We start from the raw sequence: 18,505 nt of genomic DNA on the forward strand, positions 1-18,505 counted from the left end.
TAACCTCACCTACGTAACCAGTTGATTCAACTTGTTGCTCGAGGTTTCCCGAGCCTGACCGCCGGCTGATCGGCGGTCGTTGCCCTGTGTATCGATTGCAGCATTTGTGCCCCGAGATCTGCGCGTTTCAGTCGCCTGCGTCCCCGATCAACGGCAAGGACACGGTGAAGGTGGTGCCGCGGTCGGCGGCGGAGTCGACCTTGATGCTGCCGTTATGGGCGTCGACGATCGCCGCTGCGATATACAACCCCAGCCCAAGACCTGCGGCCGCGCCGTATTCCACTTTTCCGTCCTGAAAATTGCGCACCATCGGGTTGAAGAGTGTTGCTTTCACGCTGTCCTCAATGGGCGGGCCCTCGTTGTGCACCGAGAGGGACACCGTTTTGGCACCCGCCATCAGCGTGACGGTGACCGGGGTCATGGGGTTGCCATGCTTGATCGCGTTGCCGATCAGGTTGGACATGACCTGTTCCATCCGTGACCGATCAAATTGCGCGACGACTCGGGTATCGCCGCGCATGTCGATCTCACGATCCGGATGGTAGGCCCTGGCCTCTTCCACCATGGCTTCGCAGGCCTGGAAAAAATCATCCCGCGCCACTCGCACCGGAATTCCCGAGCCCAGTTGAGTCCGGGTAAAGTCCAGCAGGTCACCGACGATTTTGGTCGAACGCTTGACGCTGGTGTAGATGCGCGACACGTTTTTGGTTGCCTTGGGCGGCAGGTCGCCTGCACGCAGCAGCACCTCGGCGCTGAGGGAAATCGCCCCCAGCGGGCTGCGCAAATCGTGACCGAGGATGCCGAGGAAGACGTTGCGCGCAGCATCGACATTATCGGTGTAGGTCACGACGGACTCGGCCAGGGCCTGATCGATGGCTTCGTTGAAGCGCAGAATGTCGGCAATCTCGTCTGCCCGGTTCACTTCCTTGGGCGGCATCCACAGCATCAGCACACTGGTGCGCAAGGCCCGGTACTCGGCGATCATCTGACCGATGGTGAAGCCGGACGAATGACGGACTTCAGCATGGGTCTCGGCCGAAGTGACGTTATCGGAATCGGGCGCTTCGCCTTTGGACTTGGATACCCGCGCCTCATCGGTCTGTGAGGTCTGGAGGTCAGCGGCGATCGTGCGGAGCATCTGTTCGGCGTGGTCGCGAAGTTCGGCGGAGTCCATGCCATTGGCGGCGGGCGTCATGGTCCTGGCGAAGGCTTCCCACTTTTGCAGGATGGGTTCGATGTTCTGCAGGATGAAGTCGGCCAGGCGCATGGACTGTATTTCAGTGTCAACGATGTCAAAAAGAGGTGCCTGAGGTGGCAGGGGAAAGCGTGACACGAGGAGGACAAGGCCGTCGCAATCCATTGGACTGCATGTGTGACCTCTCGGATGGCCGAACATTACATCGTCGCAGGCGGTTAAACGATCGCCGGTCGTGCACTGCTGCGCCGATTGAGCACATCCGGGTTTACCCAACCTTTACCGATCCTAGACGTGGGTTTACACGGATCCGGTGTTTCATACGTCCATGGCGAACCCACTCTTTCGCCGAAGGAGACACCATGATTGCCAAGATGACCCAAGCCCTGATCCTGTCCGGTCTGCTCGTTGGCGCCGGCACGGCGTCCGCCAGCGAACGCAACGTGATTGTGCCTGTCATCGCCGGAGCCGCCGTCGGTGCCGTACTGGCCGCGGTGATCAGTCAGTCGAACAACGACCGTCACGATCGCTATCAGGATTACCGCCCGGAACCACGCTACGCGCCGCGTTATCAGCCGCAGTACCAGCAGGTTGTCTATGTGCCGGTGCGTGAGCGGGTCGAATATCGCCGTTTCGCACCGCCGCCGCCCCATGGCTATTACGACGGTGGCTACCGCCGAGGTTTCGACCACGGTCGGGGCAATGACCGCTGGTAAGTGCGTGAGCGACCTTTAATGCAGGACCTGCTTTAGTTGGGAAGGCGTCGGGTGTCACACCGCAAATCTCGCGGTGTTCATGCAGGCCTCTTCCCGGCTGAAGCCGGTCCCACTCATGCAACGCATGCATTCAACCCACGCGCTTTCCCTGGCAAAACTGCTAACGTGTCCGGCCATCACTCGCCCATCGATCACTGACAGCACGCAGGGACGGACATGTTCGAATTCATCTACCTGGCAATTCTCATCGGCATCGGCGGCACCGCGCTGCTGGATCTCTGGGCTCTGCTGCTCAAGGCGCTGCTGGGTTTGCCGACCCCGCCCTGGCACCTCGTCGGTCGCTGGTTCGCCGGGATGCCCAAGGGGCAGTTCGTGCACCGCAATGGCATTGGCAATTCCCCTCCCGTTCCCAACGAGCTGGTGATTGGCTGGTTCATGCATTACACCGTCGGCGTGCTGTTCGCCGCGGCGCTGCTGTTTATCTGGGGCGTGCAGTGGGCGCACGCGCCGACCTTTCTCCCTGCGCTGATCGTCGGGCTGGTCACCGTCGGCGCCGGCTGGTTCATCCTGCAGCCCGGCATGGGTGTCGGCGTGGCGTGCAACAAGGCGCCGAAGCCGAACGTAGCGCGGTTGCAGAATGTGGTCGGCCATGTGGTCTTCGCCATCGGCATGTATGGCGCGACGCTGCTGGTCGGATGAGTCAAAGGAGGGCGCCGGCGCGGTGTGTGGTCGCACCCGGCCAATCGAGCTGAACCTATGGGCAGCGATGCCGTTCTGAAACCTGAGAGCTGCATCGTTATGAAGCTCGTTCAACCCGATCAAACAGGAGATCCCCATGACTCAAACGGCCTTGGTCGTCGGCGCCAGCGGCATCGTCGGCAGCGCAACCACTCAACTGTTGCTCGATAACGGTTGGCAGGTGGCCGCCCTCTCCCGCCGTCCCTCCCAAACGCCAGGCGTGATCCCCGTCGCGGCAGACTTGCAAGACCCGGCGTCGGTCAAACAGGCCCTCGCGGACCTCAAGCCGACCCACGTTTTCCTCACCACCTGGTCGCGTCAAGCGACGGAAGCTGAAAACATCCGCGTCAACGCCGCCATGGTGCGTAACGTGCTGGACGCGTTGAGCCCGGCGAAGAGCGTCAAGCACGTCGCGCTGGTCACCGGCCTGAAGCATTACCTCGGCCCGTTCGAAGCCTACGGCAAAGGCATCCTGCCGCAGACGCCGTTCCGTGAGTCCCAAGGGCGGCTGGACATCGAGAATTTCTATTACGCCCAGGAAGATGAAGTGTTTGCCGCCGCCGAACGCGACGGCTTCACCTGGAGCGTGCACCGTCCGCACACCGTTACCGGCGTCGCAGTGGGCAACGCGATGAACATGGCGACTACCCTCGCGGTGTACGCGTCGATCTGCAAAGCCACCGGCCGCCCGTTCGTGTTCCCCGGCTCCCGCGTGCAGTGGGACAGCCTCACCGACATGACCGACGCGCGGCAACTGGCCAAACAGCAGCTGTGGGCAGCGACGACCCCTGCGGCGGCGGATCAGGCGTTCAACATCACCAACGGCGACGTGTTTCGCTGGAAGTGGATGTGGGGCCAGATCGCCGAGTACTTCGGTGTGCACCCTGCTGCATTCCCGGAGAAGGTGTCCCCGCTGGAAGAGCAGATGGCCAACGATCAAGGGGCATGGGACGAGCTCGTGCGCGCCCACGGTTTAAAAGAAGCCGACATCAGTAGCCTGATCTCGCCGTGGCACACCGATGCTGACCTCGGTCGCCCCATCGAAGTGGTGACCGACATGTCAAAAAGCCGGGCCTTGGGCTTCAAGGAATTTCAGGCCAGCGACCAGGCCTTTTTCGACGTGTTCGACACGTTGCGGGCCCAGCGCCTGATTCCTTGATCTGCTGAACCGGCCACAAAAAAACGCAGCGATGATTTCGGTCATCGCTGCGTTTTTGTATCCGGGCCATCTGTTATCAAAGACGCGGCACTCAAGCCTTTTCCAGCGCGTCCTCTTTGTGCATCGCCAAGTGCCCGGTCTTGTCGCTCTTGACCTCGTACTGCGGCGCGTCGGGCGAGGCATGGCGATGGCGGCCCATGAACTCGACCTCCTTGGTGTGCACCTTCGTCACTTTGCCGACGATGTGCCCGGCTTCGGAATTCCAGCGCACGTGATCACCGACCTTGAATGCATGAGCCATCGATTTTCTCCTTTGATCCCGGAAGTCAGGGCTGCCAGAGGGTCTGGCTGCCTTCGAGTTTGCGATCCAGAAAACTCGCCGCACTGATCAGCGCCAGATGGCTGAGGGCTTGCGGCGTGTTGCCCAGATGGTGGCCGTGGGCGTCGAACTCCTCGGCGTACAGCCCCAGCGGGTTGGCATAGCGCAGCAATTGCTCGAACTCCAGATGCGCCTGCTCCACACGCCCGGCGCGGGCCAGGCACTCGACGTACCAGAACGAACAGGCCACGAACGCGCCTTCCTCACCTTCAAGGCCGTCCTGATGGTCATCGTCGTTGCGATAGCGGAAGACCATGCCGTCGCGCACCAGCGTGCGTTCGATGGCGTCCAGGGTCTTTAGCCACTTCGGATCACTGGCGCCGACGAAACGCACCAGTGGCATCAGCAACATCGACGCATCGAGGTTCTTGCTGCCCTTGTGCTGGACGAAATGACCCAGATCGGCGTCCCAGAAATTTTCCCATATGTCGTCATGGATGGCCTGACGCTCCCGGTCCCAGCGCTCGAACGGCGCCGGCAGCGAACGTTTCAGCGACAGCCGCAGCGCCCGGTCCAGCGCGACCCAGCACATCAGCCGCGAATGCAGAAAATGCTGATCGTCGCCGCGCATTTCCCAGATCCCGACGTCCTTGCTGTTCCACGTTTCGCACAGCTCATTGACCAGCCGCGTGACGTGCTTCCAGCCCTCGTGGGAAATGGCCTCGCCGTATTTGTTGGCCAGGTACACCGCGTCGAGCAGCTCGCCGTAGATGTCCAGCTGAGTCTGCTTGTAGGCCTCGTTGCCGATGCGCACCGGCGACGCGCCGCCGTAGCCGCTGAGGTGATCCAGTTCTTCTTCGGGCAATTCTTCGCGGCCGTCCAGCGCATAGAGAATGCCAAGCTTGTTGGCGTCTTCGCAGCAGTCGCCCATGCGCTCACGGACCCAATGCATGAAGGCATTGGCTTCTTCGGTGTAACCCAGGCGCATGAAGGCGTAGACGGTGAAGGAGGCGTCGCGGATCCACGTGTAGCGGTAGTCCCAGTTGCGCTCGCCGCCCTCTTCTTCCGGCAGGCCGAAGGTCGCCGCAGCGACAATGCCGCCGTGCTTGCGCGAGGTGAGCAGCTTGAGCGCCAGGGCCGAGCGATTGACCACTTCACGCCAGCGGCCGCGGTAATTGGAATGCCGGCTCCAGTGCTGCCAGTAATTGACGGTGTTTTTCAAATCGCAGTCGCAGTTGGTGGCTTTGACCAGCGGATCATCGGCGCCGCCGAGCATGAACTCGACGACATCACCCTGCTTCATCTCGAACTCGGCCACCGCGGCCTGGCCTTCAAGGGTCAATGCGGTGGTCGCCGCCAAACGCATAGCCGGCTGACCTTCGGCCTCGAAACGGATGTCCTCGCCGTCCATCTGCGCGGTCGTATCAGCGCGGCTGTAATCGTGGCGCACCCGGCAGAGCATGCGCACCGCCGTTTGGCCGTGACGAACATGGATGCGGCGGATAAGGCGCGGCAGGTTGTCGACTTCAGAAGCAATGGGCATCAGGTCAGTGACTTCGACGACGGCGTCCTGGGCGATCCAGCGCGTCATCAGCACGTTGGTTTCGGGCAGGTACAGCTGCTGGCGACGAGCGTCCGGTAGGATCGGCGCCAGCTGGAAAATCCCAGCGTCAGGGGTGTCCAGCAGCGCGGTGAAGATGCTCGGGCTGTCGAAGTCGGGCCAGCAGCAGAAGTCGATGCTGCCGGTGTCGGCGACCAGCGCCGCACTGCGCATGTCGCCAATGATTCCGTGGTTTTCGATAGCGTTCTGCGGTTCTTGCTGGGTCTGCTCATCGGGGTTCGGGGTGTGTTCAGCCATTGTTGCGGAACTCCGGGTAGAGGCTCATGCCGCCGTCGATGAACAGCGTCGTGCCATGCACATAATCGGAGGCATCCGAGGCCAGCCAGACAATGGCGTTGGCCACATCATCGGCCTCGCCCACCCGACCGTAGGGGATCAGCTCCAGCAGTTTCTTCTCGGCGTCGCCGCTGGTGGCCTTGGTGTTGATGGCGGTGCGAATCGCCCCCGGCGCGATGCTGTTGACGCGGATGCGCTGCTCGCCGACCTCTTGGGCAATGCTGCGCATCAACAGATCGACGCCGCCTTTCGACGCGGCGTAATTAACGTGGCCGGCCCACGGGATGACCTGATGCACCGAGCTCATGTGGATGATCTTGCCCAGGGCGCGAGACACCTCGGGGCGGATGTCCTGTTTGGCGAACTGCCGCACTGCAGCGCGCGCGCAGAGAAACTGACCCGTCAGGTTGACATTGATGACGGTGTTCCAGTCCTCGAGGGTGATGTCGGCGAAGGCGGCATCCTTCTGCAGCCCGGAATTGGCGACGAGGATGTCCAGACGGCCGAACGCCTTCAGGGTCTCGGCGAACAGCCTTTCCACGTCCTGCTCGTTGGACACGTCGGCGCCAATGGCGATGGCCTGGCCGCCGGCGTCGATGATTTCTTGCGCGAGCTTCTGCGCGGGTTCGGGTTGCGAATGGTAGTTGACGACCACTGCCGCGCCGGACGCCGCCAGCCCTTTCGCCGCGCCGGCACCCAGTCCGGAACTGGCGCCGGTGACGAGGGCGACCTGGCCTTTCAAGGAAATCTGCATGGAATGTAGAGCCTCATGGTGAGCGTTTTAATGCTGACTCATGGGGTTCTGCTGAAGTTCATCGGGAAAGGTTCGCCCCAATGGCAAAAACGCTGCGTGCGGTGGCGTTGGCAGGCAAGGTTTGAGTGGTCACACCGCAAAATCGAGGGCGCCCGAACTGGCCTCTTCCCGGCTGAAGCCGGTCCTACAATTCGCGGTCCAGCCGGTCCCACCAAGCGCATGCGTATATTCAGTGGGACTGGCTTTAGCCGGGAAGGCTGGACGCCGAACGACCGTGCTCCATAAACTGCGTCCATCTGTCGCAGACCTCTAAAGAAGGGTGACGAATGTCGGGTAACGGGGACGATGTATGAATCGCAATGAGCTGCGCAAGGCCGACATCAACCTGATGGTGGTGTTCGAGACCTTGATGCAAGAGCGTAACGTGACCCGCGCCGCCGAGAAGCTGTTCCTCGGTCAACCCACCATCAGTGCCGCCCTCAACCGCCTGCGTGCGCTGTTTAACGATCCGCTGTTCATTCGCGTCGGTCACCGCATGGAACCCACGGCGCGGGCCAACGAGATCATCAGTCACCTGTCGCCGGCGCTGGACGCCATGTCCGTCGCCCTGAGCCTCACGCGGGAATTCGACCCGGCCAGCAGCGACATGACCTTCCGCATCGGTCTGTCGGACGACGTCGAATATAGCCTGCTGCCGCCGATGCTGCGCGCCATCCGTGAAGAAGCGCCGGGCATCGTGCTGGTGATCAAGCAGGTCAATTTCTGGAATGTCTCGGAATTGCTCATGTCCGGCGACATCACCGTTGGCGTTTGCCTGACCCGTGAGCTGCCGGCCAACGCCAAGCGGAAACTGCTGCGCAGCGTGCAGCCGATGGTGGTGCGGGCCGATTCGTCGCCTGAGCCGATCACCCTGGATGAATACTGCACCCGGCCCCACGTCGTGGTTTCCCACGTGGCGAACATTTCGAGCTTTGCGGATGAGTGGCTCGCCGCGATCGGGCGCAAGCGCACCGCCGTGCTGTCGGTGCCGCAATACAGCACGTTGCCGGCGTTGATGGAGGGGACGGATCTGCTGTGCAATTTGCCGGATCACCTGACCCGGGCCATGGCCCGAACCGGTCTGCGCGGCGAACCGCTGCCGTTCGTGACGCCGAATCTGGAGCTGTCGATGGTCTGGCTCAGCGTCATGGACACCGACCCCGCCGAACGCTGGCTGCGCAAGCGGCTTGAGGCGTTCATGGGGGATGCCGGCGCTTCGAGCGCCGCGCCGTAATGCTCGACGCTTTCCCATAGTAGGACCGGCTTCAGCCGGGAAGAGGCCGGTTTGGACGCCATCAAATTTGCGGTGTAGCCCCTGATGCGTTCCCGGCTAAAGCCAGCCCTACAGATAATCCGCGATCAAATGTGGGACCGGCTTCAGCCGGGAAAGCGTCGGCGGTGACAGCACAAGATTGTGGCGTCTATACCGGCCACTTCCCGGCTAAAGCCAGTCCCACTAAGACCTCCTGCAGCGCCAGCGATATTTCCACTCAGCCAAAACGACCGGTGATGTAATCCTCGGTCTGGGTCTTGGACGGCTTGGTGAAGATGGTGTCGGTGTCGCCGTGTTCGATCAGTTCGCCCATGAACATGAACGCGGTGTAGTCCGAGCAGCGCGCGGCCTGTTGCATGTTGTGGGTGACGATGATCACGGTGAACTGCTCTTTGAGCTCGGTGATCAGTTGCTCGATGCGACCGGTGGAGATCGGGTCGAGGGCTGAAGTCGGCTCATCCAGCAGCAGCACTTGCGGACGCAGCGCGATGGTGCGGGCGATGCACAGACGCTGTTGCTGACCACCGGAAAGGCTCTGGGCGCTCTGCTTGAGCTTGTCTTTCACTTCATCCCACAACGCCGCGCCGCGCAGGGCCTGCTCGACGCGCTCTTCCATCTCGCGACGGGAGAGTTTTTCGTGGTGACGCACCGCGTAGGCGATGTTGTCGTAGATCGACATCGGAAACGGCACCGGCTTCTGGAACACCATGCCGACGTTGCTGCGCAGGCGGTTCATCGAGTAACCGGGAGCGAGAATATTCTCCCCGTTGAGCATCACTTCGCCTTTGGCCTCCTGTTTCGGGTACATCGAGTAAATGCGGTTGAACACGCGCAGCAGCGTGGACTTGCCGCAGCCGGACGGGCCGATGATCGCGGTGATGCGCTTCTCGGGGATGATCATGTCGACCGATTTCAGCGAACGCTGAGCGCCGTAGTAGAAATCGAGACCGCGTACCTGGATTTTGGTTTTTTCGTCGGCGAGGGAAAGGTTGTTCATCAGGACGCCCTATTGCGCAAAAGGAGAAGACGGGAACTGAGGCTCAGTACCAGTACAAACATGGTCATAATCAAAGCGCCGGCCCAGGCCAGGGAATGCCAGTCATCGAACGGACTCATCGCGTACTGGAAAATCACCACAGGCACGCTTGCGATCGGTTTGAGCAGGTCACTGCTCCAGAACTGGTTACCAAAGGCGGTGAACAGCAGCGGCGCGGTTTCGCCGGTGATGCGCGCCAGCGCCAGCAGGATGCCGGTCACGACGCCGGCCTTGGCCGCACGCAGGACGATCTGCAGCGTCAGCTTCCACTGAGGCACACCCAGCGCCAGCGCGGCTTCGCGCATGGTCGAGGGTTGCAGCTGGAGCATTTCGTCGGTAGTCCGCACCACCACCGGGATCACCAGCAGCGCCAGGGCCAGGGCGCCGGCGATGGCCGAGAAACCGACCTGATGGTTGGTCACGGCGCTGAGGGGCAGGATCACCGCGGTGTACACGAACAGACCGAGCACGATCGACGGCGCCGACAGCAGAATGTCGTTGATAAAGCGCACCGCATTGCCCAGCTTGGTGTTGCGTGCAAACTCTGCCAGCCAGATACCGGCCATCAAACCGATCGGCGTGCCGATCAGCAGGCCGATGCCGGACATCAGGATGCTGCCGTAAAAGGCGTTGGCCAGACCGCCCGATGAGCCCGGTGGCGGGGTCATTTCAGTGAACAGACGCAGGTTCAGCGCTTCGAACCCGTTGACGATCGTGGTCAGCAGAATCCACACCAGCCACAACAGGCCGAAGGCCGTCGCGGCGCAGCTCAGGACCATCGCGATCCTGTTCTTGATCGCGCGGGCGCGGTACAGGTTTTCGTTATCGGCCTTACTCATAGACCCTCCTTGCGCGACAGACGAGAGAGCATCAGACGGGCGATCGCCAGCACGATGAAGGTAACCACGAACAGCAGGAAGCCCAGGGCGATCAGCGCAGAACGGTGCAGGTCGGTGTAGGCCTCGCTGAACTCGTTGGCAATCACCGAAGCAATCGAGCTGCTCGGCATCATCAGCGATGCGGAGAACTGGTGGGCGTTGCCCAACACGAAGGTCACCGCCATGGTTTCGCCGAGCGCACGGCCCAGGCCCAGGAACACACCGCCGACCACCGCAGAGCGGGTGTAAGGCAGGACGATGTCCCAGACCACTTCCCAGGTCGTGCCGCCCAGTGCGTACGCCGACTCTTTAAGGGCAATGGGCACGCTGCGGAACACTTCGGTCATGACCGAGGTGATGAACGGGATAATCATGATCGCCAGCACGATGCCGGCGGTGAGCATGCCGATACCCAGTGGCGGGCCCTGGAACACCGGGCCGATCAGCGGCAGCGCGCCGAGGTTGTCGTTGATCCACGGGGCCATGTATTGCGCCATGAACGGGCCGAACACGAACAGGCCCCACATGCCGTAGATGATCGAAGGAATGCCCGCGAGCAGTTCCACCGCCGAAGCGATGGGCATGCGCAACCAGGGCGGTGCGACTTCAGTCAGAAAAACCGCGATGCCGAAGCTCACCGGAACGGCGATCAGCAGCGCGAGAAAGGAGGTGACCAGCGTGCCGTAGATCGGCACCAGCGCGCCGAACTTGCCGTTGACCACATCCCATTCGGTACTGGTAAGAAATTCGAAGCCAAAGGTCTTGAACGCCAGGGCACCGCCCCAGAGTGTCGAGCCGGCGATACTCGCCAGCAACAGCAGCACCAACAGAGCCGCTCCCAGCATCGTGCGCCGAAACCAGGCGTCGTGTCGGTGATCGCGGGCCGCGCGTTTTTCGCTCTCGGATAGTGCATCCGGAATCACAGCGGACATGTATTGGGTGTTCTCATTCATGGTAGGTCCACTCGCAAGGAAACCCTGCCACCGAGCGCTCGGTGACAGGGGTTAGCCGGATTACGTCGAGTTACTTGGTGAACTCGGTTTTCCAGTAGTCTTCGATCTTGCTGACCAGCGATGCAGGCAGAGGTACGTATTCCAGTTTTTCAGCGGCGCTCTGGCCTTTTTCAAGGGACCATTTGAAGAAGTCGAAAGCAGCCGCGCTTTTCTCGGCGTTCTTCGGTTGCTTGTACATGATGATCCAGGTGGTCGCGGTGATCGGCCATGCCGTCTTGCCCGGCGCGTTGGTCATGATCAGGTTGAAGTCTTTGGCGTTGTCCCAATCAGCCGTGTCAGCCGCTGCGGCGAAAGCTTTGGCGTCAGGCTTGATGAACTCGCCTGCAGAGTTCTGCAGTTGAGTGAAAGCGATGTCGCTCTTGGTGGCGTAGGAGTATTCAACGTAACCGATCGAGCCCTTGATCTGTTTTACGTAAGCCGCCACACCTTCGTTACCCTTGCCGCCCACGCCCACTGGCCATTGAACAGCCGAGCCAGTGCCTGGACCGGATTTCCATGCGTCGCTGACTTTGGTCAGGTAGCTGGTGAAGTTGAACGAAGTGCCAGAGCCGTCCGAACGGTGAACGACAGTGATGTTGGTATCAGGCAGTTTCACGCCATCGTTCAGTTTGACGATCGCAGGGTCGTTCCACTTGGTGATTTTGCCCTGGAAGATGTCGGCCAGGACCTGGCCGCTCAATTTCACGTCGTTGGCTTTGACGCCTTCGAGGTTGACGACTGGAACGATACCGCCGATGACGCTTGGGAATTGACCCAGGCCGCCGGCCTTGAGGTCTTCAGCGGACATCGGGGCGTCGGACGCGCCGAAGTCTACGGTGGCAGCCTTGATCTGGGCGATACCGCCGCCCGAACCGATCGACTGATAGTTCACGCGATTGTCAGCAGTTTTGCTGTAGTCCTGCGACCACTGGGAGATAACCGGGAATACGAAACTCGAACCAGCGCCCGTCACATCAACGGCGTGTGCCATACCCGACAGGCACATCGAAGCCATCAGAAGCGACAGGCGTTTTTTAGTCAGCAGAATCACGGCAATACCTCAACAAGAGAATTTTGTGTGTGTGGTCACAGTTGAAGACCCGAGGCAGATTTAAAACTGGAAACATTTCTGTTTGATGACAGTCTTGAGACCACGCGCCAAAACGGAGGCGTCTGTCAGCCATTTCCTACAGCGTGTAAAGCTGAAGTGCCCGGTTTTGTTGGCTAAGGCTGAGGTTGTCTAGCTGAAGGGAATTTAATATCAATGCGCCACATATCGGCATCAAGGCATCAGATTTGTGGCAATTGAGCGGCGTCTGGGGCGGCACAGGGCTGTGTGAGACGTTGGCGGAGTTCTCCGGCCGTACGGCGCAACCGATCCATCGAGGGCAATGTGTATCGAGATTTTACGACTCGCCTCGATACACCTCGACGCTCGCCCTACACCCCAGCGGCAAGTCGCCCGATATCGGCCATCAGTGCGTTGATCTGATCACCGCTGGCTTTCGATCCGGTGTAATACGCCGTCACCAGAACAGGCGGCCGTTCGCCGGGCCAGATCACCGCAACGTCGTTGCTGGCGTTGTTGGCACCTGAACCGGTCTTGTCGCCCACACGCCAACGGGCAGGGACGCCGGCGCGCAGCTTTTTGTCGCCGGTCTGATTGTTCACCAGCCAAGCCGTCAATTGATCGCGCGAGGCCAGTGTCAGTTTTTCACCCAGCACCAGCGTCTTCAGGGTCTGCAGCATGGCGACGGGCGTGGTGGTGTCGCGCGGGTCACCCGGCCGGTTTTCATTCAGCTCGGGCTCGCGCCGGTCGAGGCGGGTTTGCGTATCGCCTACTGATCGCAGCCAGGCCGTCAGACCTTCGGGACCGCCCATGCTGTCGAGCAGCAGGTTGGCGGCGGTGTTATCGCTCAGTGTCATCGCCGCCTCGCACAGCGAACCGACGCTCAGCCCCTGCCCGCCCACGTGCAGCTCGGTGGTCGGTGAATACGGCACTAGTTGCTCAGCGGAATAGACGATGCGCCGCGACAGGTCCTCCTGCTTTCGATCAACCCGCGCCAGCACATGGGCGGCGGCCAGGCATTTGAAGGTGCTGCACAGGGCAAAGCGTTCATCGCCACGATGGCTGATCAGGCGCTGGCTCGCCGTGTCCAGAATGGCAACCCCCAGCCGGCCGCCGTGACGACGTTCAAGGTCGGCCAGTTGCTGCTGGATGACTCGATCAGAAGAAGGCTCCGAGCGCCGCTCGAAAGCGAATGAAGGAAGACTCAACAACGTGGGCACAGCCAGCAACGACGCGCCGATGAGGGTTCTGCGGGTGATCAAGATGAACGTCCTTGTGAAGGGCAACGAGCGCCGCACGGATCATGGCACTCACCCCAATGGGACGAGCCGCCGCTGAGCCGCTGCGAACGGTGGGCAAACCGGCGCACATCATCCGGCCAGACGGCGGGACATTTCAACCATCAGCCGCTAAACACGCACAATCATCGGCCCGCGCCCTCATCGCCCTTCCCACGTTGCCTTCAGTGCGATCGTTTGAAGGCCGGGATCGACCGCACCCACATAAACAGCCGAAGGGTCGCCGGCGTGTCTACGGGCTCGTGGCTCGCCGCAAGCTCGCCGGCCAGGGACGCCAGCGACTGCGGCAACAACCAGGAGATCTCCTGCTCGGTGGCCTGATAAGGCATCGGGGTTTCCTCTTTCTCGAACGCTGGCCATGGGTTCATCGCCGTCTCTCCCGCACACGCATGGATGGTTACAGATCGAGCACCAACGGCCCTGAAGCCGGGACTGCGCAGCAGATCAGCACGTGGTCCGGCGCCGGCCTTTCAGCGGGCGGAACCGGGTAATGCACCTGGCCACTGATGAGCCGGGTCTTGCAGGTGCCACAGGATCCGCCGCGACAGCTGAATTCCGGGCTCAGTCCTCGGCTCTCGGCCAGTTCCAGCAAAGTGCCGCCGGCGGGTTGCCAGCGCGCTTCCTTGGCGGAGCGTTCGAACACCACCGGCACTGCTTCGGTGGCGGCGGGCGGTTGCTCGAAGGCAACTCCCTGTGAATCACCGCTGCGCTTGAGGCTGGACGGGCCGAAGGTCTCGGCATGAATGCGCTCATCGCGAATGTGCATGCCGCGCAGGCCGTCGTAGATCGCCTGGGTAAATGCCGCCGGCCCGCACACATAGAAATCAAAGTCGTTGAACGGCAGCAGCGCCTTGAGCAGATCGAGGTCAATGCGGCCGGTCAGGTGGAAGTCTTCACCCACCCGCGCCGACGTTTCCGGCTGGCTCAGCACGCGGATCGCTGTCAGCTGGTCGCCAGCCTTTGCAATGAGTGTGTCCACTTCTTCGCGAAACGCCAGGTCGGCCAGACGACGGGCACTCTGGATGAACCAGGTCGCCCGCCCTCCCCGCACCCGTTTGCCTTCGTAGATGACTTCTCGCAGCATCGACAGCATGGGCGTGACGCCGATGCCCGCCCCCAGCAGCACCAGCGGACGGCGCTCCTGCGGATCCACCACAAAGCTGCCCTGGGGTGACCGCGCCTGGAGCAGATCGCCAACGCTGACGTGGTCATGCAGGTACGCCGAGGCCAGTCCGTCGCGCTTGACGCTGATGCGGAAGAATCCATCGGACGGCGCGCTGGACAGGCTGTAGGTGCGTATCAGCGGCGGCGTGCGAACGTCCGGGGACAGGCGCAGCGGCAGGTGTTGACCGGCCTTGAACGCGGGCAACCCGGCGCCGTCGGCAGGCTCGAAATAGAACGAACGAATGCCGTCGCTTTCGTCCTCGATCCGCGTCACCCGCAGGGGCCGCCATTGATCGCGCAGGGCATCGGCCTGCAAGCGCGCGGCGGTCTGCTGCCAGTCGCCGGTCATCAGGCTGTTCGGCGACCAGCCCTGGAATTCCCAGCGCGAGCGCAACGCCGCCGGACGACGCACCACCTGTTCCACCCGCACCTGCCAGAGCCGCTCGGCGCCCTGAAATGCAGCGATTTCCGGCCCGTCGAGGATCAGCGTGACAGTGCCCGCCACCTGCAACAGCTCGCCGGTCTGGAAATCGACGAACAGCAGACCGGCCCTTGGATTGACCTGGAAATTGCCCAGCGTATTGAAAAACAGGTTGCCGGCGAAGTCCGGGATGGTCAGCACATCGCCCTCCACCCGCACGAACCCGGCCTGGCCGCCACGGTGGGACACGTCCACCGAACGTTGGGGCTGGGCGCCCTCAAGGTCGACATAGCTGGCGACGAAGAAGGTGTCGGCGCCACGAATGGTGGCGATGGCGGCGTCATCCAGCGCGGTCAATCGCTGCAACGGGGGACGCTCCGCCACAGCTTTGAGCGGCACCTGCTTCAGCGCCCGCAGCTGAATGTACTGCGGGCAATTGCCGTACGAGTGCTCGACGCTCACGGAAAAACCGTTTTCCCACACATCGCTGATGTGGCCATTGATGCGGTTGCGACGGCGGGTGTGCAGGTCGATGCCGAGCATGCCCACCGCCGCGCCCGGGGTGAACTCGGCGCCGGCCGGGTCTTCGGCGTCGGGTCGTCGGGCGATGTGCAGCTGCCTGGCGTCGGGTGACTGGATAAACCCCGACTGGGCGTCCAGCAGGGTCGCCCACGGCCAGGCTTCATTGTCGACGGCGCCGAGAATCAGGTACGGCAGATGCTCGTAGAACTCACGGTGCTGATCGGGCATGTAGTCACGAATGACGCGCTTGCCCAGGGTTTCCATGCGCTCTGCAACGCCGACTTTGGCCTGCAGCGCGCGCTCGCCGGAATGCCATGGCGAAGGTATTTCAGTGCGAATCTCGTTCATGGCGCGAACTCCCTGGGATCACTGAGAACTTACTGAGAATTACTTGACGAGGCCTGCTGCCGTGCGTGGCATGGGCGTGAAGCCCGGCAGGTTTTCGATGCGCGCCAGCCATGCCTGCACGTTGCCGTATTCGTCCAGCGACACGTTGCCTTCAGGCGCGTGGGCGATGTAGCTGTAGGCGGCGACGTCGGCAATGGTGGCGTGATCAGTGGCGAGAAAGTCGCGGCCGTTCAGGTGCTGATCGATGACGTGGAGCGCGTCGTGGGCCCGCTGGATCGTGTCTTTCGGATCGAAGCCCGCGCCGAACACCGTGATCAGCCGCGCCCGCGCCGGGCCCAGATAAATCGCGCCGGAGGCGGCAGACAACCAGCGCTGCACCTGCGCCGCGCCCTCGGGATCATTCGGCAGCCAGCGGCGCGACGGGTCGTACTTCTTCGCCAGGTACACCAGGATCGCCGTTGAATCGGCGACGATCACGCCGTTGTCATCAATCACCGGCACCTGGCCGAAGGCATTGATGGCGAGGAATTCCGGCTTTTTCTGCTCGCCCTTGGCCAGATCAACAAACTGGATCTTCGGATCAAGGCCCAGCAGCGACAGCATCAGCTCGGCGCGGTGGGAGTGGCCGGACAGCGGGAAGTGATAGAGCGTGATGGCGGTCATGGGGTGGGCTCCTGGGGCAAGTGAATCAACTCAGCGTGGGGCGGCGGTGCCGCAATGGTGGGCCGCGCTGGTGGAATGAATAGTGGGCCTGACCGCTGAATTGGAGAATGACCAGAAAAAGCAATCCACTGTTTCACGGGGTGAAATGCCGGGCGTCGAATCCCGCTGTTTGAGCCGCTCACACGGCTCGCGCCTCCCCTATCTGCAACATTCAGAAATATCCCCTTGACGGAGGCCTGATGGCTGAGCGTTCATATTGGAGTACAGCCATCATCCAACTGCTCTGCTCTCTGGTGAATTTCCATGGTTTCGTCCGTTCTGGCGGCTTCGCTGTCGCGCCGTCGCATTCACTACAGCTGGGTGATCCTGGCCGTCACCTTCCTCACCATGCTGGTCATGGCCGGCGCCGTGGGCGCGCCGGGTGTGTTCATCCGGCCACTGCAAGCGGAGTTCGGCTGGGACACCGCCGAGATTTCTTCGGCGCTGGCGATTCGCTTTGCCCTGTTCGGTCTGGTCGGCCCGTTTGCCGCCGCGTTCATGAATCACTTCGGCGTGCGCAAGGTGGTGCTGACCGCGCTGACGCTGGTCGCCAGCGGCATGGTCTTGTCGCTGTTCATGACGCAGTTCTGGCAGTTGGTGCTGCTATGGGGCGTGGTGGTTGGCTTCGGCACAGGGCTGACGGCGATGGTGCTCGGCGCCACCGTCGCGACGCGCTGGTTCTCAAAACATCGCGGGCTGGCAATGGGCTTGCTGTCGGCGAGTTCTGCCACGGGCCAACTGGTGTTCATGCCGCTGCTGGCGAACATGACCGAGCATTTCGGCTGGCGCACGGCGCTGGCATGCATTTGCACGGCCATCGTCATTGCCGGCGTCGCGGTGCTGGCGCTGATGCGCAACCGCCCTGCCGATCTGCAACTGCCGCTCTACGGCGATGAGGACATCCAGCCCGTAGCCGCGAGCACCCAGACCTTCGTTCAGCTGTTGATCACCCCGCTGCAAGTGCTGCGCGACGTGTCGAAAACCTGGACGCTCTGGGTGCTGTTCATGACGTTTTTTATCTGCGGCGCCAGCACCAACGGCCTGATCCAGACCCACTTCATCAGTCTGTGCGGCGATTACGGCCTGGCCGCGACCACGGCGGCCGGAATGCTGGCGGTGATGGGGATTTTCGACTTCTTCGGCACCATCGGTTCCGGCTGGCTGTCGGACCGTTTCGACAATCGCTGGCTGCTGTTCTGGTACTACGGCTTTCGCGGCGTTTCGCTGGTGCTGCTACCGTTTCTGGATTTCACCGTGTTCGGGTTGTCGGTGTTTGCCCTGTTGTACGGGCTGGACTGGATCGCCACAGTACCGCCCACCGTGAAGCTGACTGCCCAGCGATTTGGCGCAGAACGCGCCAATATCGTGTTTGGCTGGGTGTTCGCCGGCCATCAACTGGGCGCCGCCTTTGCCGCCTTCGGCGCCGGCTGGACCCGCACGCATTTCGCCACCTACCTGCCGGCGTTTTTCATTTCCGGCCTGCTGTGCGCCATTGCGGCGTTGATCGCGCTGTCCATCGTGCCGCCCGTGAAGTCGACCAGGGCTGCTACTGCGTAAACGGCTTAAAGCCACTGCCGCGCGGTCAGCCACATCCCATAGCCGACGGCCATCAGCGCCCAGGCCAGCAGCGGGTGAAACACCACCCGCCAGGCCATCGCCTGCGGCTCGAAACCGACGCCGTGGACGAACCCCCCGGCCACGCCCCACATGATCAGCATCAGCAGGCTGTGGGAGTAATGGCCGTTGGCATCGAGCATCGACGCCGGGTGAATCAGCAGCACCAGGCTCAGGGGTACGGCCATCAGCAGGGACAATGCCCGGCCGATGGCGTGTCTGAAGGGCGCGTTGAGCGCTTCAGCGGTCACGGCCGCTCTCCAGCGCCGCGGCGTCGGACGACTCCAGCCACAGCGCATTGATGATGCCGAAGCTGCAAGCCAGCAACACGCCGAGAATCCAGGCGAAATACCACATGATTGTCTCTCCTC

Annotated in this window: 19 protein-coding genes; 5 read left to right on the plus strand and 14 right to left on the minus strand. The window is 62.0% G+C overall.

Going from position 1 to position 18,505, the window contains the following annotated elements; translation table 11 throughout:
- Window positions 1-127: 127 nt before the first annotated feature.
- Window positions 128-1,267: a sensor histidine kinase gene (locus IFT47_RS08320; RefSeq protein WP_192172414.1), complete on the minus strand. Its 1,140-nt coding sequence runs from the start codon at window positions 1,265-1,267 to the stop codon at window positions 128-130.
- A gap of 290 nt (window positions 1,268-1,557) precedes the next feature.
- Between IFT47_RS08320 and IFT47_RS08325 the strand changes: the two genes are divergently transcribed.
- From IFT47_RS08325 to IFT47_RS08335, 3 genes are all read left to right on the plus strand, one after another.
- Window positions 1,558-1,911, plus strand: a complete 354-nt coding sequence (locus tag IFT47_RS08325) for a hypothetical protein (RefSeq protein ID WP_192172413.1) — start codon at window positions 1,558-1,560, stop codon at window positions 1,909-1,911.
- A 216-nt stretch (window positions 1,912-2,127) separates the two neighbouring features.
- Window positions 2,128-2,610 carry a DUF2938 family protein gene (locus tag IFT47_RS08330; protein ID WP_192172412.1) on the plus strand — a complete coding sequence of 161 codons (483 nt, stop codon included), beginning with the start codon at window positions 2,128-2,130 and terminating at the stop codon, window positions 2,608-2,610.
- A gap of 136 nt (window positions 2,611-2,746) precedes the next feature.
- Window positions 2,747-3,808: an SDR family oxidoreductase gene (locus tag IFT47_RS08335; protein WP_192172411.1), complete on the plus strand. Its 1,062-nt coding sequence runs from the start codon at window positions 2,747-2,749 to the stop codon at window positions 3,806-3,808.
- Between the two features lie 91 nt (window positions 3,809-3,899).
- Here IFT47_RS08335 and IFT47_RS08340 read toward each other — a convergent pair whose 3' ends face one another.
- The 3 genes from IFT47_RS08340 to IFT47_RS08350 are packed head-to-tail and all read right to left on the minus strand — an operon-like array spanning window position 3,900 to window position 6,778.
- Entirely contained in the window at window positions 3,900-4,109 is a 210-nt protein-coding gene (locus IFT47_RS08340; protein WP_172612667.1) for a DUF2945 domain-containing protein, read from the minus strand.
- Window positions 4,110-4,134: 25 nt separating this feature from the next.
- Entirely contained in the window at window positions 4,135-5,985 is a 1,851-nt protein-coding gene (locus IFT47_RS08345; protein ID WP_192172410.1) for a glycoside hydrolase family 15 protein, read from the minus strand.
- Complete coding sequence (locus IFT47_RS08350; RefSeq protein ID WP_192172409.1) at window positions 5,978-6,778, minus strand: glucose 1-dehydrogenase; 801 nt, start codon at window positions 6,776-6,778, stop codon at window positions 5,978-5,980. The genes IFT47_RS08345 and IFT47_RS08350 overlap by 8 nt, the downstream gene beginning before the upstream one ends.
- Window positions 6,779-7,127: 349 nt before the next feature.
- Between IFT47_RS08350 and IFT47_RS08355 the strand changes: the two genes are divergently transcribed.
- Window positions 7,128-8,051, plus strand: a complete 924-nt coding sequence (locus IFT47_RS08355; RefSeq protein WP_192172408.1) for a LysR family transcriptional regulator — start codon at window positions 7,128-7,130, stop codon at window positions 8,049-8,051.
- Window positions 8,052-8,307: 256 nt separating this feature from the next.
- On the opposite strand, the gene pstB is transcribed toward IFT47_RS08355, so the two are convergent.
- The 8 genes from pstB to IFT47_RS08395 form a co-directional block, all read right to left on the minus strand.
- The gene (gene pstB, locus IFT47_RS08360; RefSeq protein ID WP_122623165.1) at window positions 8,308-9,087 is read right to left on the minus strand and encodes a phosphate ABC transporter ATP-binding protein PstB; all 780 of its coding nucleotides are present in this window, start codon (window positions 9,085-9,087) and stop codon (window positions 8,308-8,310) included.
- Window positions 9,087-9,965, minus strand: a complete 879-nt coding sequence (gene pstA, locus IFT47_RS08365; RefSeq protein WP_192172407.1) for a phosphate ABC transporter permease PstA — start codon at window positions 9,963-9,965, stop codon at window positions 9,087-9,089. Before pstA ends, pstB begins: the two co-directional genes overlap by 1 nt.
- Window positions 9,962-10,957 carry a phosphate ABC transporter permease subunit PstC gene (pstC, locus tag IFT47_RS08370; protein ID WP_192172406.1) on the minus strand — a complete coding sequence of 332 codons (996 nt, stop codon included), beginning with the start codon at window positions 10,955-10,957 and terminating at the stop codon, window positions 9,962-9,964. Before pstC ends, pstA begins: the two co-directional genes overlap by 4 nt.
- Before the next feature lie 70 nt (window positions 10,958-11,027).
- On the minus strand, window positions 11,028-12,047 hold the full coding sequence (gene pstS, locus IFT47_RS08375) for a phosphate ABC transporter substrate-binding protein PstS (RefSeq protein WP_192172405.1): 1,020 nt from the start codon (window positions 12,045-12,047) through the stop codon (window positions 11,028-11,030).
- 389 nt (window positions 12,048-12,436) lie between these two features.
- Window positions 12,437-13,327 carry a class A beta-lactamase gene (bla, locus tag IFT47_RS08380; RefSeq protein ID WP_192172404.1) on the minus strand — a complete coding sequence of 297 codons (891 nt, stop codon included), beginning with the start codon at window positions 13,325-13,327 and terminating at the stop codon, window positions 12,437-12,439.
- 200 nt (window positions 13,328-13,527) lie between these two features.
- The gene (locus IFT47_RS08385; protein ID WP_192172403.1) at window positions 13,528-13,731 is read right to left on the minus strand and encodes a hypothetical protein; all 204 of its coding nucleotides are present in this window, start codon (window positions 13,729-13,731) and stop codon (window positions 13,528-13,530) included.
- A 29-nt stretch (window positions 13,732-13,760) separates the two neighbouring features.
- Complete coding sequence (locus IFT47_RS08390) at window positions 13,761-15,818, minus strand: 2Fe-2S iron-sulfur cluster-binding protein (protein ID WP_192172402.1); 2,058 nt, start codon at window positions 15,816-15,818, stop codon at window positions 13,761-13,763.
- A 39-nt stretch (window positions 15,819-15,857) separates the two neighbouring features.
- Window positions 15,858-16,481 carry a glutathione S-transferase family protein gene (locus tag IFT47_RS08395; RefSeq protein WP_192172401.1) on the minus strand — a complete coding sequence of 208 codons (624 nt, stop codon included), beginning with the start codon at window positions 16,479-16,481 and terminating at the stop codon, window positions 15,858-15,860.
- A 303-nt stretch (window positions 16,482-16,784) separates the two neighbouring features.
- Here IFT47_RS08395 and IFT47_RS08400 point away from each other — a divergent pair, with 303 nt between their 5' ends.
- A complete protein-coding gene (locus IFT47_RS08400; protein ID WP_192172400.1) occupies window positions 16,785-18,077 on the plus strand; it encodes an MFS transporter in 1,293 nt (430 codons plus the stop codon).
- A gap of 5 nt (window positions 18,078-18,082) precedes the next feature.
- Here IFT47_RS08400 and IFT47_RS08405 read toward each other — a convergent pair whose 3' ends face one another.
- On the minus strand, window positions 18,083-18,385 hold the full coding sequence (locus IFT47_RS08405) for a cyd operon YbgE family protein (RefSeq protein WP_192172640.1): 303 nt from the start codon (window positions 18,383-18,385) through the stop codon (window positions 18,083-18,085).
- Window positions 18,375-18,491, minus strand: coding sequence for a cytochrome bd-I oxidase subunit CydX (cydX, locus tag IFT47_RS08410; protein WP_065988546.1), 117 nt, complete (start codon window positions 18,489-18,491; stop codon window positions 18,375-18,377). The genes IFT47_RS08405 and cydX overlap by 11 nt, the downstream gene beginning before the upstream one ends.
- Window positions 18,492-18,505: the final 14 nt, after the last annotated feature.

Source organism: Pseudomonas sp. CFBP 13711 (assembly GCF_014842265.1).
Lineage (GTDB): Bacteria > Pseudomonadota > Gammaproteobacteria > Pseudomonadales > Pseudomonadaceae > Aquipseudomonas.

What these genes read in the sequence shown, in the direction of transcription:
- IFT47_RS08395 (WP_192172401.1), bottom strand. Translation starts at nt 16,481, where the DNA reads ATGACCGCCATCACGCTCTATCACTTCCCGCTGTCCGGCCACTCCCAC.
- IFT47_RS08355 (WP_192172408.1), top strand. Translation starts at nt 7,128, where the DNA reads ATGAATCGCAATGAGCTGCGCAAGGCCGACATCAACCTGATGGTGGTG.
- IFT47_RS08330 (WP_192172412.1), top strand. Translation starts at nt 2,128, where the DNA reads ATGTTCGAATTCATCTACCTGGCAATTCTCATCGGCATCGGCGGCACC.
- pstB (WP_122623165.1), bottom strand. Translation starts at nt 9,087, where the DNA reads ATGAACAACCTTTCCCTCGCCGACGAAAAAACCAAAATCCAGGTACGC.
- pstA (WP_192172407.1), bottom strand. Translation starts at nt 9,965, where the DNA reads ATGAGTAAGGCCGATAACGAAAACCTGTACCGCGCCCGCGCGATCAAG.
- IFT47_RS08345 (WP_192172410.1), bottom strand. Translation starts at nt 5,985, where the DNA reads ATGGCTGAACACACCCCGAACCCCGATGAGCAGACCCAGCAAGAACCG.
- IFT47_RS08390 (WP_192172402.1), bottom strand. Translation starts at nt 15,818, where the DNA reads ATGAACGAGATTCGCACTGAAATACCTTCGCCATGGCATTCCGGCGAG.
- IFT47_RS08350 (WP_192172409.1), bottom strand. Translation starts at nt 6,778, where the DNA reads ATGCAGATTTCCTTGAAAGGCCAGGTCGCCCTCGTCACCGGCGCCAGT.
- cydX (WP_065988546.1), bottom strand. Translation starts at nt 18,491, where the DNA reads ATGTGGTATTTCGCCTGGATTCTCGGCGTGTTGCTGGCTTGCAGCTTC.
- IFT47_RS08385 (WP_192172403.1), bottom strand. Translation starts at nt 13,731, where the DNA reads ATGAACCCATGGCCAGCGTTCGAGAAAGAGGAAACCCCGATGCCTTAT.
- IFT47_RS08400 (WP_192172400.1), top strand. Translation starts at nt 16,785, where the DNA reads ATGGTTTCGTCCGTTCTGGCGGCTTCGCTGTCGCGCCGTCGCATTCAC.
- IFT47_RS08340 (WP_172612667.1), bottom strand. Translation starts at nt 4,109, where the DNA reads ATGGCTCATGCATTCAAGGTCGGTGATCACGTGCGCTGGAATTCCGAA.
- IFT47_RS08325 (WP_192172413.1), top strand. Translation starts at nt 1,558, where the DNA reads ATGATTGCCAAGATGACCCAAGCCCTGATCCTGTCCGGTCTGCTCGTT.
- IFT47_RS08320 (WP_192172414.1), bottom strand. Translation starts at nt 1,267, where the DNA reads ATGCGCCTGGCCGACTTCATCCTGCAGAACATCGAACCCATCCTGCAA.
- pstC (WP_192172406.1), bottom strand. Translation starts at nt 10,957, where the DNA reads ATGAATGAGAACACCCAATACATGTCCGCTGTGATTCCGGATGCACTA.
- IFT47_RS08335 (WP_192172411.1), top strand. Translation starts at nt 2,747, where the DNA reads ATGACTCAAACGGCCTTGGTCGTCGGCGCCAGCGGCATCGTCGGCAGC.